Genomic DNA, 26,108 nt, shown 5'->3' with positions numbered 1-26,108 from the left:
GTGAGGTGGCCGTATGGATCACGCCAAGGTACTCGCCCTCCACGACCGCGACCTGCGCGAAGGCGCTCGACCCGACGGTCCCGGGGCGCGAGTCGAGCGGGCCGGGGGAGTGGTGCGCCAGGTCGCCGGCGAGCACGGCTGGAACGGTGTCCTGTGGTCGGATCCGGACGAGACGGACGCCGACGCGGCGATCGCCGAGCAGATCGCGTACTTCACCGGGCTCGGCCGCGCCTTCGAATGGAAGCTCTACGGCCATGACCTGCCGTCGGATCTCGGGCAGCGGCTGACGGCGGCCGGGTTCACGCCCGATCCGCAGGAGACCCTGATGATCGGCGAGATCGACGCGCTCACCCTCGACGCCCAACTGCCGGACGGCATCCGCCTGTTGGCCGCCACCGACCGCGCCGGCGTGGATCTCGTGGCGGACGTCCACGAAAAAGCCTTCGGCACGGACAGCTCCCGGATGCGCGCCCGCCTGCTCGACCGAATCGCCGCCTACCCGGACACGGTCGTCGCCGTCGTCGCCCTCGCCGGTGACGAACCGGTGAGCGCGGCGCGAATGGAACTCGTCCCCGGCACCCCGTTCGCCGGCCTGTGGGGCGGCGGCACGGTCGAGGGCTGGCGGGGCCGCGGCATCTACCGGGCCCTGGTCGCCCACCGCGCCCGCATCGCCGCGGACCGTGGCCACCGCTACGTCCAGGTCGACGCCTCCGACCAGAGCCGCCCCATCCTCGAACGCCTCGGCCTCGCCCCGCTCACCACGACCACCCCGTACCTGTACGAGCCGTAACGCCGCAGGTCAGCCCGGCGATGTCACATCCGCGCCGACCCCGTTCGTCGCATCGACATGACGACGAACCAGAGCCAGAACAGCGGCCGGAGCATCCTCCTCGCCGGCGCGAGCGGTGTCTTCGGCGGTCACCTCACCAAAGCCCTCACCGGCGCCGGCCACCAGGTCACCGGCCTCGGTCGAGGACCCGGCAACGGCATCCGCGCCGACCTCATGGACCGGGACGGGCTGCTCCGCGCGGTCGAGGGACACCACTTCGACACGGTCGTCCACGCCGCGACCGCCCTGCGCAAAGCGCCCGTGCGCCACCGCGACATGTACGCCACCAACGCCTTGCGCATCGAGGGCACCGCCCATCTCGTCGAGGCGGCCCGGGCCACCGGTGCCCGTCGGTTCATCACCGAGTCGATGGTCTTCGGCTACGGCTACGGGGACTTCGGCACCCGCTCCCTCACCGAGGACGACCCCTTCGGCCCGCGCGGCGCCACACCGGAACTGGAGAAGCACATCGAGGGCATGCGCACCAAGGAGCAACTCACCTTCGAGGCACCGGACATGGAGGGCATCGCACTCCGTTTCGGCCTCTTCTACGGGCCCGGCGGCACCGACGCCATCCTCCCCATGCTGCGCAAACGGCAACTGCCCGCCCCGGACGACCACGGCCGGGTCCTGCCCTGGATCGAACTCACCGACGCCGCCCGCGCGGTGGCCGCCGCCGTCGAACGCGTCCCGGCCAGGCGTACAACGTCACCGACCGCACACCGCTGGGATTCCGGGCCCATGTCCTGTGTGCGGCACGGGAGTTCGGGCTGCCGAAGCCGATCGCGCTGCCGCTGTGGGCGGTCCGGCCGATGGGGTACGCGCACACGATGATGACCAGCAGCCAACGGGTGTCGAGCGCGAAGGCCGAACGGGAGCTGGGCTGGACGCCCGTATACCCGTCCAGCCGCGAGGGCCTCGCCGCGCTGCGCGCCGCCCGGTGAGCCGTACGCGGGCCGCCTACAGGTCGAGTTGGTACTCCACCGCACGATGGGTCGGCACATACCCGAGCGCGTCGTTCACCGCCCGCATGGGCGCGTTGCCGTCCGCCGTGTCCGTGAGCAACCCGGCGAGCAGCGGGTGGAGTTCATGGGCCCGGCGGATCGCGGCCGCCTTCATCCAGCGGGCGAGACCGCGGCCACGGTGCGCGGGCAGTACGGCCGTACCGTAGTGCTGGGCGTCGCCGAGTCCGTCGCCCGGCACGACGAGTTCGGAGAATCCGACGATCTGGCCGTCGGCCGTGTCCACGGCGGCGACGGTGTGCAGGAGTTCCCCACGCCGTGCGACCGCCTCGGCCGCCGCGACCAGCCGCTCCACATCCCAGACGACGGTGCCGTAGTCGGTGCCCTCCATCGGCGTGTCGTCCATCGCGGTGCGCGCCCGCGCGCAGGAGAGGGCGAGTTCGTCCGGGACCGTGCCGTCCCACCGCGTCAACTCGTAGCCTGAGTGCGGGCGTTCGGCCTGTTCCCCGATCGCCGCGAGATCCGCGTCGGCCAACGACAGCCGTGCGTACGTCAGCGCCAGCACCGGACGGAAACCGCGGGCCGGCAGGAACTCGTCGGCCGGTGAACCCTGTTGGGCCTGGGCGACGACCGAGCGCCGGCCGTCCGCACGGGCCGCCGCGACCGCGGCCGCCAACAACCGTGTCCCGACGCCCTGTCGCCGCTCGGCGCCGTGGACCGCGACCTCCAGTTCGGCCAGATGCGCCTGCCCCTCCTTGAGGAACAGACGCAGAGAAGCCGACCCGACGGGTATGCCGTCGGCGTCCTGGGCCAGCCAGAGGAGACGACGGCTCGACGGGCCGGACTCCGGGTCGACGAGCGGGATGACACGTGGCGACAAGGGTTCTCCGTCAGGGGTGCGGGAAGCGGGGGAGCGGGCGGCGGGCCCGCAGAAGCTAGCCGCCGCCCGCTCTCACCCGCAACACATTTCCCGCGCACCCCTCAGCGGCGCACCCTCGTCCGGTCCAGCGCGGCGATGCCCACCGCCGCCAGGCCGATCTGGATGAGCCACTCGATCCAGTCGACGCCCTTGGTGTCGGCGACACCCAGGCCCGAAGCGATCGCCGCGCCGATCAGAGCGGCGACGATGCCGACGACGATCGTCAGGATGACGCCGATGTGCTGGCGCCCGGGGACGACGAGCCGTCCCAGCACGCCAATGATGATGCCGATGATGATGGCACTGATGATGCCCGAGATCTCCATCTCCGCCCCTCTTTGTCGATATCCCCGCTCTCACCTTGTGCCCGCTGGACGCCGAGCCACTCCGCCCGGGTTTTGTTGCCGGTTATTGCCGCGACTTTCTGTTCACCACCCCTTCATGCCATGTACCTTTCAATCGTTCAACGCGTGTAGAACTCCCCAACTACCGTTCTACGCGCGCAGATCAGGCGCCCGCACCGCAGCTTTCCCCATCCCCTCACGGAGGTTCGCCGGATGCTTGGATCAAGAAGATCCCGCCGCAGACTCACCACCGCCCTCGCCGGCCTGGGGCTTCTCGTCACGGGAGGCGCTCTCCAGGTCACCACCACGGCCACGCCCGCGCACGCGGCCACCACGCACCGCGTCCTGTTCGACGACGGCCACGCCGAGGAGGCGGGCAACGCGGACTGGATCATCTCCACCAGCAAGCCCGACCCGCTCTCCCAGGACTCCTCGCCGTCCTCGGAGACGGACTGGACCGGGGCGCTGTCGTCGTGGGGCGTCGCCCTGCAGAAGACCGGCAACTACAGCATGAAGACCGCCACCAGCGCGCTGACGTACGGCGGTTCGTCGACGACCGACCTGTCGAACTTCGACACGCTGGTCCTGCCGGAGCCCAACACGTTGTTCACGACGGCCGAGAAGACCGCCATCATGAACTTCGTGAAGGCCGGCGGCGGTCTGTTCATGATCTCCGACCACACCGGCGCCGACCGCAACAGCGACGGCTACGACGCGGTCGAGATCTTCAACGACCTGATGACGAACAACAGCGTCGACTCGACCGACCCGTTCGGCTTCTCCATCGACACCCTCGACGTCAGCTCCGGCTACCCGGCCGCGATCAGCGACAGCACCGACCCGGTCCTGCACGGCTCCTTCGGCACGGTCACCAAGAGCCTGATCGCCGACGGCACCACGGCCACCCTGAAGCCCACCGACAACTCCTCGGTCAAGGGCCTGCTCTACCGCAGCGGTTACTCCGGCAACACCGGCGCCTTCTTCGCCACCAGCACCTTCGGCAGCGGCCGCGTCGCCTTCTGGGGTGACACCTCACCGGTCGACGACGGCACCGGCCAGTCCGGCAACACGCTCTACGACGGCTGGAACGACACCGGCGCCACCAACGCCCCCCTCGCCCTCAACGCCACCGAGTGGCTGGCGGGCGCGAGCGACAGCAGCGGCGGTGGCGGTGGCGGGGGTGGCGGCACCTGCACCGCGGCCCAGATCCTCGGCAACCCCGGCTTCGAGTCCGGCAACACCACCTGGACCGGCAGCAGTGGCGTCATCACCACCTCCAGCAGCGAGGCCGCCCGCACCGGCTCCTACAAGGCCTGGCTCGACGGCTATGGAACGGCCCACACCGACACGCTGTCCCAGTCGGTGACCATCCCGTCCGGCTGCTCCGCGACGCTCAGCTTCTATCTGCACGTGGACACCGCGGAGACCACCACCAGTACCGCCTACGACAAGCTGACGGTCACCGCCGGATCCACCACCCTGGCCACGTACTCGAACCTCAACGCGGCCTCCGGATACGTCCTGAAGTCCTTCGACGTCTCCTCCCTGGCTGGCACCACGGCCACCATCAAGTTCAGCGGCGTCGAAGGGTCCACCCTCCAGACGTCCTTCGTCATCGACGACACCGCGCTCAACGTGAGCTGAGCCGACCGGACGGTCCCGGCGAGCCCGCCGGGACCGTCCGCTCCGGTGTGTTCCAGCCGGAGACCCGCACCCGTGGCACCGATCCGTGCAGCTCGGCCGTCCGGTAGGTCACCGTCAGCGTCCTCGACTCCCCGGGCCACAGGCTCACTTCGTTGTCGGACCACTTCACCGGCAGCACCGGTTTGCCCGCCGAGTCCACGAGATGGACATCGGTGAGGAGTGAAGGTGTCTTCCCTGTCCCCGAGTTGCGCACAGTGACCGTCGTGGTCGACGTCCCATGCGCGTCCGTGTCCGTCGACGCCGACGCCGAAACAGGTACCTGGGCCATCGAGTTGAGCCCCTTGAGGTCGGCGTAGCTCGTCGTCGGCGTGTAGTACCAGTCGGTGTGCGCCCAGTCGAGGGTGTCGGGCTCGGTGGAGAGCCAGTACACGTTCCGGCTCACCTCCTTCCCGGACGCGTCGGTGAGCGTCAGCCGTACCAGGTACGTGGTCGACAGTCCGTTCACCGACGAGGGCAGAGTGAGCGCGGTGGTGTGGGCGCCACCGCCGGAGACCTTCACCCCGGCCACCGTCCTGTCGTACTTCTGGGTCCCATCGGTGTTGAACAGCGTTGCCCGCGCGGTGAGTTGGCCCGCCGCCGCGTTCCGGTTGTTCACTACGACGACCGAGCGGTTGTCGTACGAGTACTGGATGTGCAGGGGCTCGTTCGCCTTCTTCGCGCCGAAGTAGGCGCCGCCCTGGTCGAGGTAACGGTCCATCAACTGCCAGTGCAGTGAGGTCCAGCCGCTGTTGAACATCCAGTAGACGACCCCGGTCGAGGGCTTCGAGGCGTCGGTGGCGTTGCGCTCGTACGCCTCGAACTGGGCGCGGACGTTCTCGTACTGCGCGAGCTGGGCCTTCCTGACGTAGTCGGTGAGGCTCGTCGGTGGGCCGTAGCGGCCGGTGAGGGCGTTGTCGTAGAGCCTGAGGGTGTTGAAGACGGGGGAGGGGGAGCGGTGGTACTGCTGGGCGGCCGGGTTCTTCCACAGGGTGGCCAGTTCGGCCGGGGTCATCATCCGGCGCAGGGTGTCGAGGGTGGGGATGTCGGGGCCCGCGCTGGTCTCGGAGTTGAAGCCGGTGGCGCCGCCCTCGCGTTTGGCGTACCAGTAGTTCGGCGGGATCCAGTCGTACGGGCCGGTCATCTTCATGCCCGAACTGCCGCTGGTCGGCGATGAGTTGTCGGACGCGGCCGCGACCACCGGGAGTTTCCAGTCGGCGGTCTTCAAGGCGTCCAGGTAGGTCTTCTCGATCGTCGCGTCGGGGGCGAAGTCGCTGCCGATGAGGAAGGAGATCACGCTCGGGTGGTCGCGGAGCCGGGCGGCCTCGGCGGCCATCGACGCCCTGGCGACGGGATAGTCGGCGGCGGTCCACTTGTCGCCGGTCTCGTCGCCGTTGACCTGCCCTTCCCACTTGTCGCAGCACTCCCAGCCCGGGAGGGTCAGGATGCCGTAGCGGTCGGCCAGGTCGAAGAACTCGTCCGGTTCGATGTGCCCTTCGAGCCGGATGGTGTTCAGGCCCAGGTCGAGGGCGTACTGGAGACGGTCCTCGACGTAGGTCCGGTCCCAGCGCAGGAACTCGTCGGGGGACCAACCGCCGCCCTTGATCAGCAACTTGCGGCCGTTGATCCGGTACTGCCGGTCGCCGGCGGAGTTCAGCGGGGCCTGGACGTCGCGGATGCCGAAGCTCTCGTGCGCGGTGTCGGAGGGGGTGCCGTGCACGGAGGCGGTGAGGTCGAGATCGTAGAGCGGTTGCCCGCCCATGCCCGCGGGCCACCACACCTTCGGGGAGTCGAGATGGAGGCCGAAGGTGATGGTCCGCGTCTCGTGGGCGGCCAGGGAGACGGTCTTTTCGAAGACCGTGCCGGCGACGCTGCCCCTGACCTGTGCGGTGACGGGCGTACTCGAGTCGTTGCGCGCCTGCGCCTTGACCGTCAGGTCGGCGGTGGCGAGCGAGGGCACGGCCAGTTTGGTCACCACATGTGCGTCGCGCAGCGCGACCGGGCCGCCGCGTCGGACGAGGACGTCACGGACGATGCCCATGTTCTGGTCGGGTGGCGGCTGGAGCCAGTCGATCCAGCCCATGGTGAGGTTCTTGTTCGGGTCGTTCGGGCGGATGCGGAAGGCGACCGTGTTGGTGCCCGAGCGGACGAGTGAGGTGATGTCCAACTCATGGTGTGTGTAGGCGCCGTTGACGTCGGTGGCTTGGGCGACGCGCTTGCCGTCGACATAGACGTCGGCCGCCGAGATCACCCCGCTGAAGTCGAGGTAGGTGCGTTGCGTGCGGTCGGTGACCGTGAAGTCGCTCCGGTACCACCACGGCACCTGGAAGTCGGCCTTCGGGATCTTTCGCTGGTTGGTGGAGTAGAAGGGGTCCGGGTAGACACCGTCGGCGATCAGGGCCGCGAGGACCGTCGAGCGCGCGCCGGCCGGGTACCAGCCGGTGGTCCGGTAGCCGGGGGAGGAGACGGTCGCGGGGGAGTCGGTGACCTTGGCGGACGACTGGATCGTGTAGCCGGACAGGGGGGTCGCGGCTCCGGCGGTCGAGCCCACGGCGGTCACCGGGGCCGGCGCGGGAGGCGGGGACGGCTCCCAGGCCCCCGCCCACGCGCCGGTGGTGAGGGAACCCAGCAGGCCGAGGGCGACCGCGGCCGTGGTGAGACGGCTCCTGAGGAGTGGGAGGACGGCGGGGCGGTGGAACACTGCGGTCTCCAGCCTCGTCAAGTTAGGAAGCTTTACTAACCGCGTCCGAAGGTAGGGTGCGCGATGGGGCCTGTCAATCACCGTTGAACGTGGGCGAGTTGTTCAGGACGCCGAATGCCGCTCGAAGACCAGGTCCCGCGCCGTGCCCAGGGCGGTGGCCACCGCGCCCAGCAGGACCGCGTCCTCGCCGAGCGCGCTCGGCACGATCTTCGGCCGGAGCGGAGTGAGCGCGCGCAGGTTCTCCCGCACCGGGCGCAGCAGCAGATCCACGCTGTGTCCGACCCCGCCGCCCAGGACGACCAGGTCCGGATCGAGGACGGCGGCGGCCGCCGCCACCGTGTGCGCGATCCGCTCGCCTTCCAGCTCAACGGCCTTGACGGCGGCGGGATTTCCTTGCCGGGCCGCGTCGAACACCGCCTTCGCGGTGAGCTGCTGCCCACTCATCCCGAACATCCGGGCCGCCTCGACGACCGCCACCCCGGACACGGCGTCCTCCAGCGTCTCCGGCTTCTGCTGTCCGGGCCACGGCAGGAACCCGATCTCCCCGGCCCCGCCGTGCGCCCCCGTGAACAGCCGCCCCTCGCTGACCACGCCCATGCCGAGGCCGGTGCCGATCATGATGTACGCGAACAGCCGACTGCCCGCGCCGACGCCGTACGTGTACTCGCCGAGCGCCGCGAGATTGGCGTCGTTGTGCACCTCCAGCGGGATCCCCAGCTCCTCCCGCATCCGGTCGAACAGCCCGGCTCGCCCCCACCCCGGCAGATGCATCGCGAACCGCACCCGCCGCCGCTGCTCGTCGTACACACCCGGCGTACCGACCACCGCGTGCACCACCGCGGCCGGTTCGACCTCGGAGTTGGCGACGACCTGGTGCGCTGTGGCGACCACCAGCTCGGCCATCGCGCCCGAGCTGCGGGCCCGGTTGCGGACGTCGGCCCGGGCCACCACCTCACCGTCCAGATTGGCGACCGCGACCCGCAGCCAACTCCGCCCGACGTCGATGCCGAGCGCGTACCCGGCGGACGGATCGGGGGCGTAGAGCACGGCGGTCCGGCCGCGCTCGGGGGCCTGCGTGCCGACCTCGTGAACGAGCCCCGCCTTCACCAGGGCGGCCAGCGCGCTGGAGACCGTCGGCTTCGACAGGCCGGTCTCGCGGGCGAGTTGGGCGCGCGAGGCGGGACCGGCGGTGCGCAGCCGGTCGAGCAGCAGCCGCTCGTTCGCGCTCCGCAGCCGCTGCCGGCTCCAGGGCTGTTCCTGCTGCTCTATGACGTCGCTGGCGGGCATCGCACCATTCTCACGCATCGGGGACACCCCCTTGACGAGTCTAGTAAGGCTCCTTAACTTTATCGCCCAGTCGGCCATGGTCGACCAGAGCCAGCCACCGGATACCGGCCCGCACGCCGCACCCTTCTCCCGCCCCCGAGTCACGCACACCCCCAGGAGCGCCCATGTCCGGTAGTCCGCCCCCAGGCGGCGGGTTCGTCCGCCGCGTCGGCCTCTTCCAGGCCACCGCCATCAACATGAGCCAGATGTGCGGCATCGGCCCGTTCGTCACGATCCCGCTGATGGTCGCCGCCTTCGGGGGCCCGCAGGCGGTGATCGGCTTCGTCGCGGGCGCGATCCTCGCACTGGCCGACGGGCTGGTGTGGGCCGAACTGGGCGCCGCGATGCCCGGCTCCGGCGGCAGCTACGTCTATCTGCGCCAGGCCTTCCAGTACCGGACGGGCCGGCTGATGCCGTTCCTTTTCGTCTGGACGGCGATGCTGTTCATCCCGCTGATCATGTCAACGGGTGTGGTCGGCTTCGTCCAGTACCTCGGCTATCTGGCACCCGACCTGGGCAAGACCTCCGGCGACCTCATCGGCCTCGGCGTCATCGCCCTGGTGGTCCTGCTCCTGTGGCGCGGCATCGAGAACATCGCCCGCATCACCGCCGTGATGTGGACCGTGATGATCGCCTCCGTGTTCCTGGTGATCCTGGCCGCCGCCACCCACTTCAGCGGCCACCTCGCCTTCACCTACCCGGCGAACGCCTTCGACCTGGGCAGCGACCACTTCTGGCTCGGCTTCGCGGGCGGCCTGACCATCGGCATCTACGACTACCTCGGCTACAACACCACCGCCTACATGGGCGCCGAGATCAAGGACCCCGGCCGTACGCTGCCGCGCTCCATCCTCTTCTCCATCGTCGGCATCATGGCGATCTACCTGATGCTCCAGATCGGCACCCTCGGCGTCATCGACTGGCACCGGATGACACACGCCAACGACATCGCCTCCACCTCGGTGGCCTCGGCGGTCCTGGAGAAGACCTGGGGCAAGGGCGCCGCCGACACGGTCACCGTCCTGATCCTGATCACGGCCTTCGCCTCGGTCTTCACCGGCCTCCTCGGCGGCTCCCGGGTGCCCTACGACGCGGCCCGCGAACGCGTCTTCTTCCGCCCCTACGCCAAGCTCCATCCCAAACACCGCTTCCCGATGCTGGGCCTCGCCACCATGGGCGTGATCACGGCGATCGGCTTCCTCATCGGCCGGCACACCGACCTCGCCACCCTGATCCAGCTCCTGACCACGGTCATGGTCATCGTCCAGGCACTGGCCCAGATCATCGCCCTCACGGTCCTGCGCAAACGCCAGCCGACCCTCCGCCGGCCCTACCGGATGTGGCTCTACCCCGTGCCGAGCATCGTCGCCTTCGTCGGCTGGTGCGTGATCTACGGCTACGCCGACAAGAACTCCCCGGGCCGCCACCCCATCGAGTGGTCCCTGGCCTGGCTCGCCCTGGGCTGCGTCGCGTTCGTCGTCTGGGCCCGCCTGGAGAAGGTCTGGCCGTTCGGCCCCAAGGAGATCACGGAGGAGTACCTCATGGAGACGGCCGCGGATCCGGAACCGGCCGGCGCCTAGGGGTTGTTGGGCCTTTCCCGCCGTCGCGCGCGCGACGGCGGCTCGGCGTCGGGGGGGCTTTCGCCGTGCAGGGAGCGGAACCTCGTACCGGACGCTCGGCGTCTGCGGGGGCCCGCACCCTTTCGGCAGTTGGGGAGCGTCCATAGTGTCGCGCGGCACGTTCGCCCCAGGCGTCCGGCACGCGCTCCGGTGCCGTGCCGGCCGGGAGAACTCGTACGGGGCGCACTTGGTCTTTCGCCCGGTGGTACGAGAGTGCGCGCCGCGCGTCGCAAGGTACTCGGGACTTTGCGGACCCTGAACCGGTCGGCGTCTAACGGCTGTTCACCCACCCCGTCGCCGCCAGCACCTCACCCGCGATGTCCACCACCGAGCGCCCGTCGGTCACCACCCGCACGGTGTCCGCGGGCGCCAGCTCTTCCAACAGCCGTGCCTTACGGGCACTGTTGGCCACCTCGCGCTCCAACTCGCTGCCGATCTCACGCCCGTTGAGCCGCACCGACGCGGTGGTGTCGGACGCGGTCAGCAGCACCCGTACGATCCGCACGTCCGCGCCCATCGCCCGACGGAACTGCCCCGCCGCTTCCCCGAGCACGCTCACGGTGTTCGTGTACACGAGCCGTCGATACCCCAGCGCCGCGTAATTGCCCCACACGGCCGTCAAATTGGCCTCGCCGATCGCCGCGCGGTGCGGATCGCCGTCCGGCGCCGGATGCACCTGCCCCATGAAGTCCCCGTCGATCACCGCATGGGCGACTTGAGCCGCGCGCAGCCGCGCCGACACCTCCCAGCCCACGGTCGTCTTCCCGACCCCGGCGCGTCCCCCGATGAGCAGTGCCTCCGTGTGATCCATACGAGCAGCGTGCCAAGCCATACTCGTGCGGTCGAACGAATTCGGGGAGGTGGGGCACGTGGAGGAGTCGGTGCTCGGCGGAGGGGCGGTCAACAAGGTCGTACGGGTCGGGGAGACCGTACGCCGTACGCCCTCCGAACGGTCGCGCCACGTCACCGGGTTGCTCGCGCTGTTCACGCGCCAGGAGTGGGCGGGCGCGCCGCGTTTCCTCGGTACGGACGAGCAGGGGCGCGAGGTGTTCCGGTACATCGAGGGCAGGGCGGCCGTCAGTCCCGAGGAGCGGTCGGCTGCCCGCACCGACGACGGTCTGGTGCGTGTCGCGCGTCTCGTCCGCGCCTTCCACGACCTGACACACGGCACACCGGAGGCCGGCGACCAGGACGTCGTGTGCCACAACGATCTGGCCCCCAAGAACACTGTCTACGACGCCAGTTGGCGCCCTGTCGCCTTCGTCGACTGGGACCTCGCCGCCCCGGGCGAGCGCGTCCACGACGTCGCCCACGTCTGCTGGCAGTACCTGGACCTCGGCCCGCGCATCACCGACGTGACCGAGGCCGCCCGCCGGATCGCGCTGATCTGCGAGGCGTACGGACTCGACGACACCGGCCGCCTCCTCGACACGGTCCTGTGGTGGCAGGACCGCTGTTGGCGGGGCATCGAGACCGGTGCCGAGCGCGGTGAGCGGGGCATGGCCGGCCTGTGGGCGAGTGGAGTCGTGGACGAGATCCGGGACGCCTACGACTGGGTGGCCGCCCACCGTCGCGAACTGGGCGCCCGGCTGGACTGAGGGGCCGTAGCCGATCCGAGCACACGGCGGACGGCACGGCCCGCCTTGACATGCAAGTAATTGCCTGCATAACGTTGAGTGTGCGATCCGAACACGACCCAGGGATGGACGCGGTCTTCAAGGCGCTGGCCGACGACACCCGCAGACGTCTGCTGGACCAACTGCACGAGCACAACGGGCAGACGCTCGCGGAGCTGTGCGGGCACATCGACATGACCCGGCAGGCGGTGACCCAGCATTTGGCCGTCCTGGAGGCCGCCAACCTGGTCAGCACGGTGCGGCGGGGGCGGGAGAAGCTGCACTACCTCAATCCGGTCCCGCTGCACGAGATACAGGACCGCTGGATCGACAAGTTCGAGCGCCCGCGACTGCGCGCGCTCGGGGACCTGAAGCGACGAGCCGAGGAAGCCATGACCGACAAGCCGACATTCGTCTACGTCACCTACATCGCGAGCACCCCCGAGAAGGTCTGGGACGCGCTCACCGATGCCGACCTGACCGCCGCCTACTGGGGCCACAGCAATGTGTCCGACTGGCAGGCGGGGTCGCGCTGGGAACACGTGCGCATCGACGGCTCCGGCATCGCCGACGTCGTCGGCACCGTGGTCGAGAGCGAGCGTCCGACCCGCCTGGTCACCACCTGGACCTCGCCGGAGAACGAGGGCCGGGAGGACACGTACTCCCGGGTCACCTATGACATCCGGCGGCACGAGGACATCGTGCGCCTCACGGTCACCCATGAGGACCTCGCCGACGAGGGTGAGCTGTCGGACGTCTCCGGCGGCTGGCCGGCGGTGCTGTCCAACCTGAAGTCCGTGCTCGAAACCGGCAGCCCCCTCCCGCAGGCGCCCTGGCTGGTGCCGGGCGACCACTGAAGGGGGCGTGGCTTCCTTCCGGAGCTCTGGGGTGCTACGGCCTGGGGGTGCTCCTCGCCGCCGTACCGGCACACACCAGGCCCATGAGTACGGCCAGTCCGCCGATGATGACGTTGTTCAGGATGACGCCCGTGTCGGGGCTGTCGCCGACGATCCACGGCGAGATGATCATCCAGACACCCAGGGCGCTCATCGCCCAGCTCAGGCCGTACATCCGCTCCGGCGCCCTGGTGAACCCGAGGGCCAGCAGGCCGATCGCGATGCCGATGATCAGGTTGTGCGGCACGAGCGCGGGCTGGCTCGTCGTGTAGTGGAGTATCCACGGGGATACGGCGCAGTACAGACCGAGAAGGAACACCGGTCCGTCCACGAGCGCCACATCGCGTCCACCGAGCATGCGGGCGTAGCGCGCCTGCATTTCGGAGACATCAGGGTGGCTCGATATGTCACCTCTGGTGTGCGAGACGTTGGCCATGACTCGTCTCCTTTGACTTGCCGGCCTGACCGCGTCCGATGCGTGCGGTGTGCGGTTAGTGCCGCTTTTCCTTCATTCTGCTCTTATTTTCCCTTTATGTGTAGAGGTCAGGCTGTCGGGCGCCCTGCTGCCGGAGGGCGCGCCGGAGCTGGTGGAGACCGCGCCGGGCATGGCTCTTCACCGTGCCGAGCGGCCAGCCGGTGCACTCCGCGATCTGGGACTGGGTGAGATCGTCGTAGAACGCCAGCCGCAGGACCCGTCGCTGGGGCGCGGGCAGGCGGGCCAGTTCGTGCCCGACCAGGACGCGGTCGAGTACCGCGTCGGGACTGCGGGCGGCCGGATCGGCGAGGGCCAGGGCCGCTCCGGCGGCGGTCACGAGTTCCGTGCGGCGCGTCCGGGCGGACAACGCGTCGACGATCTTCCGCCGGGCGATGCCGACGATCCAGCCGCCCATCGTGCCGCGCTCGGGGCGGAAGGTGCGCCGCCCGCGCCACACGCCGAGGAACACCTGCTGGGTCACGTCCTCGGCCTCCCGCGCGTCGCCGAGGGAGCGCCAGGCGAGCGTGTGCACCAGGGCCGACCAGCGCTGATACGCGGCGGCAAGACAGCTCTCGTCACCGGCGGCCAGCCCACGGGCCAGTTCCTCGTCGTCGAGCGACCCCTCCGTCGCCGCCCGCCGGACGGCCGTGTGCTGCGGGATCATGACGACGGCTCCTCACTCGGACGGGATTGCCCCGGTGTGTCCATCGTGCGAGCCGGAGATCGGCGGCTCAACTCGCATCGATTCTGCGTCGTATAGTCGCCGGGTGAGTGAGTCGCACATCGGAAGCGCCGCCGTCTCCCTGACGACCGGGGCGCTGGCCCGCAGGCTCGGGGTCTCGCCCACCACTCTCCGCTCCTGGGACCGCCGCTACGGCCTCGGCCCCGCCGTTCGCGCCGACGGACGGCACCGGCGCTGGGCCCCCGAGGACGTGGCGGTGCTGGAGACGATGTGCCGGCTCACCTCGTCGGGCGTGCCACCGGCGGAGGCGGCCCGGGCCGCGAAGGAGACCTCCGGACAGGCCATGGATCCGCCTGTTCGGCGTGGTTCGCGGGCGGCCGGCCCGCTGCCCCTGGGCGATGTGCGTCAGGAGTGCCGCGGCCTGGCCCGCGCCGCCGTACGCCTCGACGCACCGGCCGTGGAGCATCAACTGGCCACCGCCGTCGAGCGGTACGGCATCGCTGTCGCCTGGCAGGAGGTGATGGTGCCCACGCTGCACGCGGTGGGCCGCAAGTGGGAGTCGTCCGGGGACCGTTACGTCGAGGTGGAGCACCTGCTGTCGTGGCATGTGTCCACCACCCTGCGCCGGTGCACCCGGCCCCCGGAACGGCACCTGGGCGCCTCACCCACCGGGCCCGTCGTCCTGGCCTGCGTACCCGGTGAACAGCACACCCTGCCGATCGAGGCGCTCAACGCGGGACTCGGTGAACTCGGCCTGCCCACAAGGATGTTCGGCGCAGCCGTACCCGCCCAAGCGCTGACCGCCGTCGTACGGCGGTTGGGCCCGGCGGCCGTCGTCCTGTGGGCGCAGTCGCGCTCCACGGCCGACCTGCCGCTGGCCCGGCACGTCGTCGCCACCCGGTGGGGTGTGAAGGGCGCGCGCCGACAGCCGCTCGTCGTCCTGGGCGGACCCGGCTGGTCCGGTGCCCGGGTGCGCGGAATGCCACGGCCGACGAACCTCGGGGACGCCGTGGAGATCCTGGCCGGCATGTACGCGGCCGAGCCCTGAACCTCACTCGCGCCCGCGGGCCTTCTTGAAGCGTGCGAGACCCTCGGAGAGGTCGACGATCGGGTCCGGGTAGTCGGCGAGCGCGGCACGGTCCAACCCCCGGAGCTTCCACGGCTCGTGCACCAACGGCCCTTCCACGCCGGCGAGTTCGGGGACCCAGCGGCGGACGTATGTCCCGTCGGGATCATGCCGCTTGGCCTGGGTCACGGGGTTGAGGACCCGGTTGGGGCGGGTGTCGGTGCCGGTGCCCGCCATCCACTGCCAGTTGAGCTGGTTGTTGGCGATGTCGCCGTCGACGAGGAGGACGAGGAAGTGGCGGGCGCCGACGCGCCAGTCGACGTACAGGGTCTTGGTGAGGAAGCTCGCGGTCAGCAGCCGTCCCCGGTTGTGCATCCAGCCCTCGTGGCGCAGTTGGCGCATCGCCGCGTCGATCAGCGGATAGCCGGTGCGGCCCGCCCGCCAGGCCTCGATGTCCGCCCGTGCGGTGCGCTCGGACCGCCAACGGTCGTGCTTCGTACGGTAGTCGGCGTCGGCGGCGTCCGGCCGGCCCGCCAGCACCTGGCGGTGGAAGTCGCGCCAGGCGAGCTGCCGTACGAAGGCCTCGGCGCCCGGGCCACCAGCTCTCCGCGCCCGGTGCACGAGTTCCACGGGGGACAGGGTGCCGAAGTGCAGATGGGGCGAGAGCCGTGAGGTGGCGTCACCGGCTAGGTCGTCGTGCCGGCCCTCGTAGGCGGTGACTCCCGTGCGCAGCCATGAGGCCAACTGCCTGCGGCCCGTGGTCTCCCCGCCGGTCGGGAGGCCCGGCGACAGCCCCAACACGTCGGCGCGGGAAGGGAGTTCCTCGGAGCCGACGCCGTCCGGGACCCGTACGCCGCGCGGCGCGGGGAGGGGGTCTCGCAGTCGCAGTTCGGACCAGTGCCGGAAGTACGGAGTGAACACGGCGAAGTGGTCCGAGGAGGCCGGGGTCACCGCGCCGGGTGCGACGGCGGTGGTCACCGTCTCGTGGACGTGCAGCCGCCGCCCCTCCGCTTCAAGGGCGCGGCGCAGCCGCTGTTCGCGCCATCGCGCGTAGCCGCTGGCGTCGGCCGCCATGTGAATCTCGTCGGCGTCGGTCTCGGCGGCCACCTTGCACACCTCCTCGACGACGTCGCCGGAGCGGACCACCAGCCGGCCGCCCCGCTCGCGCAGACCGGCGTCGAGCTCGCGCAGGCAGTCGGCGAGGAACGCCAGCCGGTTGGGCGCCGCGAACCCGGCGTCCGCCACACCCCGGTCGCGTACGAAGAGCGGGACCACCTGACGGGCCTCCGCGGCGGCCCGCAGCGGGGGATGGTCGTGCAGCCGCAGGTCGGAGGTGAAGAGGACGATCGAGACGTTCATGACGCGAACTCCGGGAGGACGAGGGCGGGGAGGGTGGCCGGTGAGTGCTTCCGGCGCGGAGGGCCCGGCGGATGCGGAGGTCACCCGGCCGGCGTGTGCGCCCCCGCCGGTGAGGTGGGCGTCCGGGCCGCGGCTCCCGCGATGTTGCGTGCCATGCCGCCGAACACCACGGTGTGGAAGGGCGCGACGCTCCACCAGTAGGCGTGCCCCAGCAGACCGTGCGGATGGAACAAGGCCCGCTGCCGGTAGCGGGTGGTGCCGTCGTCGGCCGTCTCCGCGTACATCTCCAGCCAGGCCAGACCCGGCAGCCGCATCTCGGCCCGCAGCCGCAGCAGATGACCGGGGCGGATCTCCTCGACCCGCCAGAAGTCCAGCGAATCACCGACCCGCAGCCGGGCCGCGTCCCGTCGGCCCCGGCGCAGACCGACACCGCCCACCAGCCGGTCCAGTCGGCCCCGTACGGCCCAGGCCAGCGGGAAGGAGTACCAGCCGTTCTCCCCGCCGATCCCCTCGATCACCCGCCACAGGGCCTCGCGCGAGGCGTCGACCGACAGCTCCCGCCGGTCCGTATAGAGGCTGCCGCCGGCCCAGTCCGGGTCGGTGGGCAGCGGGTCGCTCGGCGCGCCGGGTACCGACGCCGACGACCAGCGGGTGGTGACCCGGGCGTCGCGGACGCGCTGGAGGGCGAGCCGTACCGCCTCGTCGAAGCCGAGCGGATGCCCGGGAAGGTCGGGCACATACCGCGCGATGTCGTGCTCGCGGCAGACGACCTCGTGGCGCAGCGACTCGGTCAACGGCCGTGCGATGGACGCCGGTACGGGCGTCACCAGGCCGACCCAGTGACTGGACAGACCGGGAGTGAGCACCGGAACGGGGAGGATCAGCCTGCGCGGGAGACCGGCGACGGCCGCGTACCGGGTCATCATCTCCCGGTAGGTGAGGACGTCGGGACCGCCGATGTCGAAGGCCCGGCTGACGTCGGCCGGCATCCGCGCGCTGCCGACGAGCACGCGCAGTACGTCACGCACCGCCACGGGCTGGATACGGGTGCGCACCCAGCTCGGCGTGATCATCACCGGCAGCCGTTCGGTGAGGTAGCGCAGCATCTCGAACGACGCCGAGCCCGACCCGATCACCACGGCCGCGCGCAGGACCGTGGTGGGCACGCCCGAGTCGAGGAGGATCCGGCCCACCTCGCTTCTCGACCGCAGATGCGGGGAGAGGTCCCGTTCCGGTACGCCCGAGGGGGTCAGGCCGCCGAGGTAGACGATGCGCCGCACCCCCGCGGCCCGCGCCCGCTCCCCGAAGATCCGTGCCGCCTCCCGGTCGGTTGCCTCGAAGCGGTCGCCGGTGCCGAGTGCGTGCACGAGGTAGTAGGCGACGTCGACGCCGTCCAGGGCCGCGGCGATGGACTCGGCGTCGGTGACATCGCCGCCCACCACGTCCACGTCACCCGCCCATGGGTAGTCCCGCAGCTTGCCGGGCGTGCGGGCCAGGCAGCGGACCCGATGGCCCGCGGCGACCAGCTCCGGAACCAGCCGGCCGCCGATGTAGCCCGTCGCCCCGGTCACCAGGCAGCGCAGGCCCGGTCCGGTGTCGTCAGCGTGCATCGATCCACGATCCTTCGCGTCGGTGGGCCCCTGGGATCACTTCCCCGCGCGCGGCCGTGCCGGATGCACGGTTCGACGGAGGATCACGCCACCGGCCCTGGCATGTACGTGCGGATCGCGGGCAGGCGGACAGTACGACCAGGTGTCGTGACGAGACGAAGGCCGGAACCGGAGGTGAGTGCCGTGACGGGCGCGAAGGTGCTGGAGCGGTTTCCCGCAGGAGCTCCGCGTGGGTCGTGGCCCGCGGAGGAGTTCGCGGCCCGACGTCGCGCCGAGGGGGAGCCCGCCAGGGTCGTCATGGACCTGAGGTCCGACGCGTTCCTCGTGGTGGTTCCGACGCGCGACGAGGACTGACCGGCGGCCTCCGGCCTCAGGCGCGCGTCCCGCCCAGCTCCCGGGCCCGGCGTACGAACGCCTCGTGCAGATCCCCGGCCGCCTGCGGCACGGACTCCGCACGACGACGGCGCAGCATCAGCAGCACCCGGGCCGTGGCACCGGCGATCGGCCGGTAGGTGATCGCGCCGAGCCGCTCCAACGGATCCCCTACGACGCTGAAGTCGGGCAGGACCGTCACCCCGAGCCCCTCCGCGACCATGAGCTTGCCCATCTCGGCGCCGTCGGTCGAGTACGCGAAGGCCGGGCCCCGACCATCGAGCAGCCGGTGCACATAGCGGTGCATCACATAGCCGGAACGCATACCGATCAGTGGCTCGGTGAGTAGCTCCTCCACAGTGACGCTCGGCCGGGACGCCAGCGGACTGTCGGGGCGCACACACACCACCGGCAGCCCGGACAGCAATTCGATGGACTCGAAGTCGGCCGGCATGTCGTCGCCGTCCAGGTGATTGACCAGACCGAGATCGAAGCCGCCCTCCGTCAACGCCCGGTGGATGTCGGTCTGTTGGGCGCCGACCACCTCCACCTGGGTGAGCGGATGCGAGGCACGGAAGTCGCGCACCACCGGCAGCAGCAGCGGCACGGTCGCCGCGTTGACCGTGCCCACCCGCACCATGCGACTGATCCGGTGCTGCTCGCCCGCCGCCGCCCGCAGCCGGTCCACCGCGTCGAGAACGTCGACGATCTTCGGCAGCAGCTCCCGGCCCTCCGCGCTCATCGTCGCGCCGGACCGTTTGCGTTCCAGGAGGTCGACGCCGAGTTCGCGTTCCAGATTCCGTACGGTCTCGCTCAACGCGGGCTGTGACAGGCGCAGTTCCTCGGCGGCCCGGCGCAGCGAGCCGAGCCGGGTCACGGCCGCGATGTATTCCAACTGTTCGGTCCGCATGCCCGCAGAATGCGGCCGATTTCCCGGGCCGTTCAAGGGTTTCCCTGTCACACCTTCGTGAAATTCAATGGTCCGCGATACGAGACCGGTCGGGTTTTCCTTGACGGTCCTCGCCGACGGCTGCCACGATCGACGGCATGAAGATGCGACTGGACCTCACGCGGCGACGCCATGTCGACCTCGCGCGCGTCTCCAGCGCCTCCTGTTGCACCGCGGCCTGATCCCCCTCCCTTCCGTCCTGCGATCCGCCGCGCCCTTTTCGCTCCCGCCTGAAATTCGCCGGATTTCGCTCCGGCCGGATTCGGCGTGCCCGGAAACATATTCCGCAACAGGAGTTCCGCATGCCCGCAGCGCCCGTGAAATTCGCCTACTGGGTCCCCAACGTCAGCGGGGGACTCGTCACCAGCACGATCGAGCAACGCACCGACTGGGGCTACGAGTACAACCGCGAACTCGCCGTCCTCGCCGAGAACAACGGCTTCGAGTACGCACTCAGCCAGGTCCGCTACATGGCCAGCTACGGCGCCGAGTTCCAGCACGAGTCGACCAGCTTCAGCCTCGCCCTCCTCCTCGCCACCCAGCGCCTGAAGGTCATCGCCGCCGTCCACCCCGGCCTGTGGCACCCCGGTGTCCTCGCCAAACTCGGCGCCACCGCCGACCACTTGTCGAACGGCCGCTTCGCGGTCAACGTCGTGTCCGGCTGGTTCAAGGGCGAGTTCACCGCGCTCGGCGAGCCCTGGCTGGAGCACGACGAGCGCTACCGCCGCTCCGAGGAGTTCATCCAGGCACTGCGTCAGATCTGGACCGAGGACCACACCGAACTCGCCGGTGACTTCTACCGGTTGCGCGACTTCTCCCTCAAGCCCAAGCCCCTCAACACCCCCGAACGCCCGCACCCCGAGATCTTCCAGGGCGGCAACTCCACCGCCGCCCGCGCGATGGCCGGCCGCGTCTCCGACTGGTACTTCTCCAACGGAAAGGACTTCGACGGAGTCACCGAGCAGATCGCCGACGTACGTCACTCGGCGGCCCAAGTCGGCCGCAGCGCACCGAAGTTCGGCCTCAACGGCTTTCTCATCGCGCGCGACACCGAGGCCGAGGCCCGCGACACGCTCCGGGAGATCGTCGCCAAGGCCGACCGCGAGGCCGTCGAGGGCTTCGGGGCCGCGGTGAAACAGGCCGGGCAGTCCTCCGCCGACGGCAAGGGCATGTGGCAGGACTCCACGTTCGAGGACCTCGTGCAGTACAACGACGGCTTCCGTACGGGGCTCATCGGCACCCCGGAACAGATCGCCGAACGGATCGTCGCCTACAAGAAGTTGGGCGTCGACCTGCTCCTGCTCGGCTTCCTGCACTACCACGAGGAGGTCGAGTACTTCGGCAAGCGGGTGCTGCCGCTCGTGCGTGAACTGGAAGCCCAACTCCCGGACACCGAGCCCGAGTCCGTCTCCGTCCACGCCTGAGCGCGCCCCACCGCGAGAGAGGTCGTCCGACATGAGCACCGTCACGCCCACCGACTGGCAGACCCGCCCGGCCCCGCGAACCGCCCAGGACTGGATCGCCCGCGCCGCCGAGGTCGCCGCCGTCCTCGACACCGACGCCGCCGCCCGCGACCGGGCCGGCGCCACCCCGTACGCCGAGGTCCAACTCCTCAAGGACTCCGGCCTCGTCACCCTGCTCGGCCCCAGCGAGCACGGCGGCGGAGGCCAGGACTGGCCCACCGCCTACCGGGTCGTCCGCGAGGTCGCCAAGGCCGACGGCTCCATCGGCCAACTCCTCGGCTACCACTACCTGTGGAACTGGGCCGCCCGCCTGGTCGGCACCCGCGAACAGTGGGAACACGTCGAGGCCGAGGCAGCCCGGGGCCGGTGGTTCTTCGGCGGCGCCGTGAACCCCCGCGACAAGGACGTCACCGTCACCGAGGACGGCGACGACCTCGTCTTCACCGGCCGCAAATCCTTCTCCACCGGCAGCAAGGTCTCCGACGTCACCGTCCTCGAAGGCGTCCTGGAAGGCACCGACCAGCATGTCTTCGCCATCGTGCCCTCCGAGAGCGAGGGCCTGACCTTCCTCGACGACTGGGACAACATCGGCCAGCGCCTCACCGAGAGCGGCGGCGTCATTCTCGACGGGGTGCGCACCCCGTGGTCCTCGGCGGCCGGCTACGTCGACAAGGAATTCCGGCCGCGCACGTACAACACCCTCAACGTCCCCACCATCCAACTCGTCTTCGCCAACTTCTACTTGGGCATCGCGGCCGGCGCCCTGGAGACGGCGGCCGGCTACACCCGCACCAAGTCCCGCTCCTGGCTGCACGGCGGCTACGAACGCGCCGTCGACGAGCCGTACGTCATCGACACCTACGGCGACCTCACCGCGAAGCTCTGGGCCGTCGAGGCGCTCGCCGACACCGTCGCCACCGAGGGACAGCGGCTGCACGACGACCCCGACGCCGTCACCGAGCAGACACGCGGCGCCTTCGAGGTACGGGTCGCCGCCGTCAAGGCACGCGCGACCGATGTCGCCCTGGAGATCGGCAACCGGATCTTCGAGGTCACCGGCGCCCGCTCCACCGCCACCACGGAGGGCCTGGACCGCTTCTGGCGCAACGTCCGCACTCACACCCTGCACGACCCCGTCGCCTACAAGCGACGCGAGGTCGGCCGCTGGGTCCTTGAGGGCGAACTGCCCGAACCCACTTGGTACTCCTGACCCGCAGCCCCGGGGCGCCCGCACATGTGGGGGCGCCCCACCTCCTCGCAAGAGGACGCATCCCCGAAAGAGGACCCATGGCCACCGTTCTGTCCGTCTCCGGCAGCCCCTCCGTCTCATCCCGCACCAACCGCCTCCTGCGCCACCTGGACAAGCGGCTGATCGCCCAGGGCCACGAGGTGATCCCGCTCGACGTGCGCACCATCCCAGCCGAGGCCCTGCTCGGCGCGGACTTCCGGCATCCGGCCATCGTCGAGGCGACCGATCTGTTCGCCCGCGCCGACGGCGTCGTCGTCGGCACCCCCGTCTACAAGGCCTCCTACTCCGGAGTCCTCAAGGCGCTGCTCGACCTGCTCCCGCAGTACGCCCTCACCGGCAAGACCGTGCTGCCCCTCGCCACCGGTGGATCCACCGCACATGTGCTGGCCATCGACTACGCGCTCCGCCCGGTGCTGAACTCCATGGGTGCGGCCCATATAGTCCAGGGCTGGTTCACCCTCGACAAGGACATCACCGCCCACGAGGACGGCTCGCTCACCGTCGCCCCGGGCTCCGCCGAAGCCCTCACCCAGGTCCTCGACCAGTTCTCTACGGCCCTCGGCCGCACCCCGCTCCTGGCAGCGGCGGGCTGACCACCATGGCCGACGACGCGACCACCCAGGGGCCCGACCGAGAGCCCGCCCATGTGATCGCCGACGACGCCGAGGCCCTCGTCCTTGCCGCCGCGCTGGCCGACGAGTTCCGGGCCGGCGCCTCCGCCCGCGACGCCGAACGCAGACTCCCGCGCGCCGAGTTGGACCGGCTCTCCGCGTCCGGACTGCTCGCCGTCACCGTGCCCGCCGAACACGGCGGCGCCGACGTCAGCGCCCGGACCCTCGCCGAGATCTTCCGCCTGCTCGGCTCGGCCGACGGCAGCCTCGCCCAGATCCCGCAGAGCCACTTCGCCTACGTCAATGTGATCCGCCGTCAGGGCACCTTGGACCAGCGGAAGTTCTTCTTCGCCGAACTGCTCGCCGGCCGCCGCTTCGGCAACGCCCAGTCGGAGGCCGGCACCCGACACGTCCAGGACATCCGCACCCGCCTGACCCCTCGGTCCGACGGCTCGTACGAGCTGACCGGCGTCAAGCACTACTCCACCGGCGCCCTCTTCGCCGACTGGATCCCCGTCCTCGCCCGCGCCGAGCACGACAACCTGCACGTCGCGTACGTCCCGAGCGACGCCGAGGGCGTCACGGTCGTCGACGACTGGGACGGAATGGGGCAGCGTACGACGGCCAGCGGCACGGTTCGCCTGGAGGCGGTCACCGTCCCGGCGGACCGGGTCCTGCCCCACCACCTCACCTTCGACGGCCCCCAACTCCACGGTGCCGTCGCCCAGTTGCTGCACGCGGCCATCGACACCGGGATCGCCGGTGGGGCGCTGGCCGAGGCCGCCGAGTTCGTACGGACGAAGAGCCGCCCCTGGTTCGAGAGCGGGGTGGAGACCGCCGCCGAGGACCCGCTGCTGATCCAGCGGTTCGGTGAACTCGCCGTCCAGGTGCGGGCGTCCGAGGCCCTGCTGATCCAGGCCGCAACGGCCGTCGACGCGGCGCGCGCCCATCTCAGCGACGACTCGGCGGCGGAGGCCTCCGTCGCGGTGGCGGCGGCAAAGGTGCACGCGGCGCAGACGGCCGTCGAGGTGGCGGGCGCTCTCTTCGAGGTGTCGGGAACCCGCTCGGCCCTCAACTCCCTCAACCTGCACCGGCATTGGCGCGACGCCCGCACCCACACACTGCACGACCCGGCGCGCTGGAAGATCCAGCACATCGGCAGATATGTGCTCAACGGCACCAGGCCACCCCGCCACGGCCTCCTCTAACCCACCCTCAGGACAGTCCGGATCGGAGACCCACGTGTCCCTCACCTTCCACTGGTTCCTCCCCACCAACGGGGACAGCCGCCATGTCGTCGGCGGCGGTCACGGCACGCCCGCCACCGCCTCCGGACGGGACCGGCCGCCGACGGTCGCCTACCTGAGCCAGATCGCCCGCGCGGCGGAGGACCTCGGTTTCGTGGGCGCACTCACCCCCACGGGCGCCTGGTGCGAGGACGCGTGGCTGACCACCGCGATGGTCAGCCAGCACACCGAACGCCTGAAGTTCCTGGTCGCCTTCCGACCCGGCTTCGTCTCCCCGACGCTCGCCGCGCAGATGGCGTCCACGTTCCAGCGGCAGACCGGCGGGCGGCTCCTGCTGAACGTCGTGACCGGAGGCGAGAGCCACGAGCAGCGGGCCTACGGCGACTTCCTCGACAAGGGCGACCGCTACCGTCGTACCGGCGAGTTCCTGGACGTCGTACGGCAGTTGTGGGACGGCAAGACCGTCGATCTGACCGGCGAGCACCTGCGCGTCGAGGACGCGAAACTGGCGCGGCTCCCCGAGCCGGTGCCCGAGGTGTACTTCGGGGGCTCGTCGCCGGTTGCCGGGGAGATCGCCGCCAAGTATGTGGACGTGTACCTCACTTGGGGTGAGCCGCCGGCCCAGGTCGCGGAGAAGATCGCCTGGATCAGGGGGCTGGCGGCGAAGGAGGGACGGACGCTCCGGTTCGGTATCCGGCTCCATGTGATCACGCGGGACACGTCCGCGGAGGCCTGGGCCGAGGCGAACCGGCTGCTCGAAGGGTTCGACTCCGACACCGTGAAGTCCGTACAGGCGGGGCTCGCCCGGAGCGAGTCCGAGGGACAGCGGCGCATGCTGGCGCTGCACGGAGGGAGCCGGGACGGGCTGGAGATCCACCCCAACCTGTGGGCGGGGATCGGGCTGGTCCGGGGCGGTGCGGGCACGGCGTTGGTCGGCAGCCACGAGGAGGTCGCCGAGCGCATCAAGGAGTACGCGGCGCTGGGGATCGACGAGTTCGTGCTGAGCGGATATCCGCATCTGGAGGAGGCGTACTGGTTCGGGGAAGGGGTGCTTCCTCGACTGGCCGCGGAGGGAGTCTGGCGGCACCCGGTCGGGGAACGGAAGGCGTCTTCGGCACAGGTGCCGTTCGCGAGTTGATGTCTGGGGCAGCGGGTGGCTATTTAGGTACAGTGTGCTGTACTTAAATTGTGGGTCCCCACAACCAGTCCCCACAACCAGCACGTCAACGAAAGGTGCGACATGACCACCGTGACTCCAGGGGGTTCCCTGGCCCTGGCCGACGACCTCATCCTGAGCCGGATGGGCTTCGGCGCCATGCAGTTGGCCGGCCCCGGGGTGTTCGGTCCTCCCAAGGATCGCGCTCAGGCGCTGGCCGTGCTGCGCGAGGCGGTCGAGCTGGGCATCACTCATATCGACACCAGCGACTTCTACGGTCCGTTCGTCGTCAACGAGCTCATCAAAGAGGCCCTGCACCCCTACCCGGCCGGCCTGCACATCGTCACGAAGGTCGGGGCCCGACGTGACGAGACCGGCGCCTGGACCATCGCACAGCGCCCCGCCGACCTCACCGCCCAGGTCCACGAGAACCTCCAGCACCTCGGCCTCGACGCCCTGGACGTCGTCAACCTGCGCATCCCCTCCTTCGACGGCCCCAGCGACGACTCCATCGCCGAGCCGTTCGGCGCCCTGGCCGACCTGCGCCGGCAGGGCCTGATCCGCCATCTCGGGCTGAGCGGCGCAAGCGACACCCAGCTCACCGAAGCACAGACCATCGCTCCGGTCGTCACCGTGCAGAACCTCTACAACCTCGCCGACCGGCACGACGAGGCACTCGTGGACCGTTGTGCCGCCGAGAACATCGCCTACGCCCCGTACTTCCCCCTCGGCGGCTTCAACCCGATCCAGTCGCGCGCCCTCGCCGATGTCGCCGCCCGGCTCGACGCCACACCGCAGCAGGTCGCCCTCGCCTGGCTGCTCCAGCGCTCTCCCGCCATCGCCCTGATCCCCGGCACCTCCTCCCCGGCCCACCTCCGCGAGAACATCGCCGCCGCCGACCTGGTCCTGCCCGCCGACGCGGTCGCCCGACTCGACGGCATCGGCGGCAGCGGGCCGGCCTGAGGAACACCCCGCGC

At 70.5% G+C, this 26,108-nt stretch carries 25 protein-coding genes; 15 read left to right on the top strand and 10 right to left on the bottom strand.

The genetic code is table 11. The features are described from left to right. Positions 1-13 precede the first annotated feature (13 nt). Positions 14-790 (top strand): GNAT family N-acetyltransferase, encoded by a 777-nt coding sequence (locus ABZT04_RS38880; protein WP_356063486.1) that lies wholly within the window; start codon positions 14-16, stop codon positions 788-790. A 57-nt stretch (positions 791-847) separates the two neighbouring features. After that, complete coding sequence (locus tag ABZT04_RS38875; RefSeq protein WP_356063483.1) at positions 848-1,663, top strand: NAD(P)-dependent oxidoreductase; 816 nt, start codon at positions 848-850, stop codon at positions 1,661-1,663. 126 nt (positions 1,664-1,789) lie between these two features. Here ABZT04_RS38875 and ABZT04_RS38870 read toward each other — a convergent pair whose 3' ends face one another. Further along, positions 1,790-2,671, bottom strand: coding sequence for a GNAT family N-acetyltransferase (locus ABZT04_RS38870; protein ID WP_356063480.1), 882 nt, complete (start codon positions 2,669-2,671; stop codon positions 1,790-1,792). A gap of 101 nt (positions 2,672-2,772) precedes the next feature. Continuing rightward, complete coding sequence (locus tag ABZT04_RS38865) at positions 2,773-3,036, bottom strand: GlsB/YeaQ/YmgE family stress response membrane protein (protein ID WP_355902626.1); 264 nt, start codon at positions 3,034-3,036, stop codon at positions 2,773-2,775. Positions 3,037-3,267: 231 nt separating this feature from the next. On the opposite strand from ABZT04_RS38865, the gene ABZT04_RS38860 reads away from it, so the two are divergent. Beyond that, entirely contained in the window at positions 3,268-4,698 is a 1,431-nt protein-coding gene (locus tag ABZT04_RS38860; RefSeq protein WP_356063477.1) for a hydrolase, read from the top strand. Here the strand turns inward: ABZT04_RS38860 and ABZT04_RS38855 are convergent. After that, positions 4,685-7,435 (bottom strand): exo-beta-D-glucosaminidase, encoded by a 2,751-nt coding sequence (locus tag ABZT04_RS38855; protein ID WP_356063530.1) that lies wholly within the window; start codon positions 7,433-7,435, stop codon positions 4,685-4,687. The genes ABZT04_RS38860 and ABZT04_RS38855 overlap by 14 nt on opposite strands. A gap of 102 nt (positions 7,436-7,537) precedes the next feature. Next, positions 7,538-8,722 (bottom strand): ROK family transcriptional regulator, encoded by a 1,185-nt coding sequence (locus ABZT04_RS38850; protein WP_356063475.1) that lies wholly within the window; start codon positions 8,720-8,722, stop codon positions 7,538-7,540. Positions 8,723-8,886: 164 nt separating this feature from the next. Between ABZT04_RS38850 and ABZT04_RS38845 the strand changes: the two genes are divergently transcribed. Further along, on the top strand, positions 8,887-10,341 hold the full coding sequence (locus ABZT04_RS38845; protein ID WP_356063472.1) for an APC family permease: 1,455 nt from the start codon (positions 8,887-8,889) through the stop codon (positions 10,339-10,341). Between the two features lie 310 nt (positions 10,342-10,651). On the opposite strand, the gene ABZT04_RS38840 is transcribed toward ABZT04_RS38845, so the two are convergent. Continuing rightward, entirely contained in the window at positions 10,652-11,191 is a 540-nt protein-coding gene (locus ABZT04_RS38840; RefSeq protein ID WP_356063470.1) for a hypothetical protein, read from the bottom strand. A 25-nt stretch (positions 11,192-11,216) separates the two neighbouring features. Here ABZT04_RS38840 and ABZT04_RS38835 point away from each other — a divergent pair, with 25 nt between their 5' ends. Together ABZT04_RS38835 and ABZT04_RS38830 are read left to right on the top strand one after the other, a co-directional pair. Then, a complete protein-coding gene (locus ABZT04_RS38835; RefSeq protein ID WP_356063467.1) occupies positions 11,217-11,978 on the top strand; it encodes a phosphotransferase in 762 nt (253 codons plus the stop codon). A gap of 104 nt (positions 11,979-12,082) precedes the next feature. Further along, positions 12,083-12,853, top strand: coding sequence for a metalloregulator ArsR/SmtB family transcription factor (locus ABZT04_RS38830; protein WP_356063464.1), 771 nt, complete (start codon positions 12,083-12,085; stop codon positions 12,851-12,853). 34 nt (positions 12,854-12,887) lie between these two features. On the opposite strand, the gene ABZT04_RS38825 is transcribed toward ABZT04_RS38830, so the two are convergent. Together ABZT04_RS38825 and ABZT04_RS38820 are read right to left on the bottom strand one after the other, a co-directional pair. Next, positions 12,888-13,328, bottom strand: coding sequence for an SPW repeat protein (locus ABZT04_RS38825; protein WP_356063461.1), 441 nt, complete (start codon positions 13,326-13,328; stop codon positions 12,888-12,890). Positions 13,329-13,422: 94 nt separating this feature from the next. Then, positions 13,423-14,031, bottom strand: a complete 609-nt coding sequence (locus ABZT04_RS38820; protein WP_356063458.1) for a sigma-70 family RNA polymerase sigma factor — start codon at positions 14,029-14,031, stop codon at positions 13,423-13,425. 103 nt (positions 14,032-14,134) lie between these two features. Here ABZT04_RS38820 and ABZT04_RS38815 point away from each other — a divergent pair, with 103 nt between their 5' ends. Beyond that, entirely contained in the window at positions 14,135-15,097 is a 963-nt protein-coding gene (locus tag ABZT04_RS38815; protein ID WP_356063456.1) for a MerR family transcriptional regulator, read from the top strand. A 3-nt stretch (positions 15,098-15,100) separates the two neighbouring features. On the opposite strand, the gene ABZT04_RS38810 is transcribed toward ABZT04_RS38815, so the two are convergent. Further along, positions 15,101-16,474 (bottom strand): deoxyribodipyrimidine photo-lyase, encoded by a 1,374-nt coding sequence (locus ABZT04_RS38810; RefSeq protein ID WP_356063453.1) that lies wholly within the window; start codon positions 16,472-16,474, stop codon positions 15,101-15,103. A gap of 80 nt (positions 16,475-16,554) precedes the next feature. After that, positions 16,555-18,084: an SDR family oxidoreductase gene (locus tag ABZT04_RS38805; RefSeq protein ID WP_356063451.1), complete on the bottom strand. Its 1,530-nt coding sequence runs from the start codon at positions 18,082-18,084 to the stop codon at positions 16,555-16,557. Between the two features lie 174 nt (positions 18,085-18,258). Between ABZT04_RS38805 and ABZT04_RS38800 the strand changes: the two genes are divergently transcribed. Next, on the top strand, positions 18,259-18,438 hold the full coding sequence (locus ABZT04_RS38800) for a hypothetical protein (RefSeq protein WP_356063449.1): 180 nt from the start codon (positions 18,259-18,261) through the stop codon (positions 18,436-18,438). Between the two features lie 16 nt (positions 18,439-18,454). On the opposite strand, the gene ABZT04_RS38795 is transcribed toward ABZT04_RS38800, so the two are convergent. Beyond that, positions 18,455-19,366, bottom strand: a complete 912-nt coding sequence (locus ABZT04_RS38795) for a LysR family transcriptional regulator (RefSeq protein WP_356063446.1) — start codon at positions 19,364-19,366, stop codon at positions 18,455-18,457. Positions 19,367-19,503: 137 nt separating this feature from the next. Here ABZT04_RS38795 and ABZT04_RS38790 point away from each other — a divergent pair, with 137 nt between their 5' ends. From ABZT04_RS38790 to ABZT04_RS38760, 7 genes are all read left to right on the top strand, one after another. Next, positions 19,504-19,587 carry a putative leader peptide gene (locus ABZT04_RS38790; RefSeq protein WP_350966533.1) on the top strand — a complete coding sequence of 28 codons (84 nt, stop codon included), beginning with the start codon at positions 19,504-19,506 and terminating at the stop codon, positions 19,585-19,587. A 120-nt stretch (positions 19,588-19,707) separates the two neighbouring features. After that, positions 19,708-20,829 carry a dimethylsulfone monooxygenase SfnG gene (gene sfnG, locus ABZT04_RS38785; protein ID WP_356063443.1) on the top strand — a complete coding sequence of 374 codons (1,122 nt, stop codon included), beginning with the start codon at positions 19,708-19,710 and terminating at the stop codon, positions 20,827-20,829. A gap of 31 nt (positions 20,830-20,860) precedes the next feature. Further along, complete coding sequence (locus tag ABZT04_RS38780) at positions 20,861-22,078, top strand: acyl-CoA dehydrogenase family protein (protein WP_356063440.1); 1,218 nt, start codon at positions 20,861-20,863, stop codon at positions 22,076-22,078. Between the two features lie 77 nt (positions 22,079-22,155). Next, on the top strand, positions 22,156-22,710 hold the full coding sequence (gene ssuE / locus ABZT04_RS38775; protein ID WP_356063437.1) for an NADPH-dependent FMN reductase: 555 nt from the start codon (positions 22,156-22,158) through the stop codon (positions 22,708-22,710). A gap of 5 nt (positions 22,711-22,715) precedes the next feature. After that, positions 22,716-23,936, top strand: coding sequence for an SfnB family sulfur acquisition oxidoreductase (locus tag ABZT04_RS38770; RefSeq protein ID WP_356063434.1), 1,221 nt, complete (start codon positions 22,716-22,718; stop codon positions 23,934-23,936). A gap of 34 nt (positions 23,937-23,970) precedes the next feature. Then, on the top strand, positions 23,971-25,113 hold the full coding sequence (locus ABZT04_RS38765; RefSeq protein WP_356063432.1) for an LLM class flavin-dependent oxidoreductase: 1,143 nt from the start codon (positions 23,971-23,973) through the stop codon (positions 25,111-25,113). 102 nt (positions 25,114-25,215) lie between these two features. Then, complete coding sequence (locus ABZT04_RS38760) at positions 25,216-26,094, top strand: oxidoreductase (protein WP_356063429.1); 879 nt, start codon at positions 25,216-25,218, stop codon at positions 26,092-26,094. The last annotated feature ends 14 nt before the right edge of the window (positions 26,095-26,108 follow it).

Origin of the sequence: Streptomyces sp. NPDC005492 (assembly GCF_040605995.1) — a bacterium.
Classification (GTDB): domain Bacteria; phylum Actinomycetota; class Actinomycetes; order Streptomycetales; family Streptomycetaceae; genus Streptomyces.
This window is presented reverse-complemented; position numbering and strand designations above follow the sequence as displayed.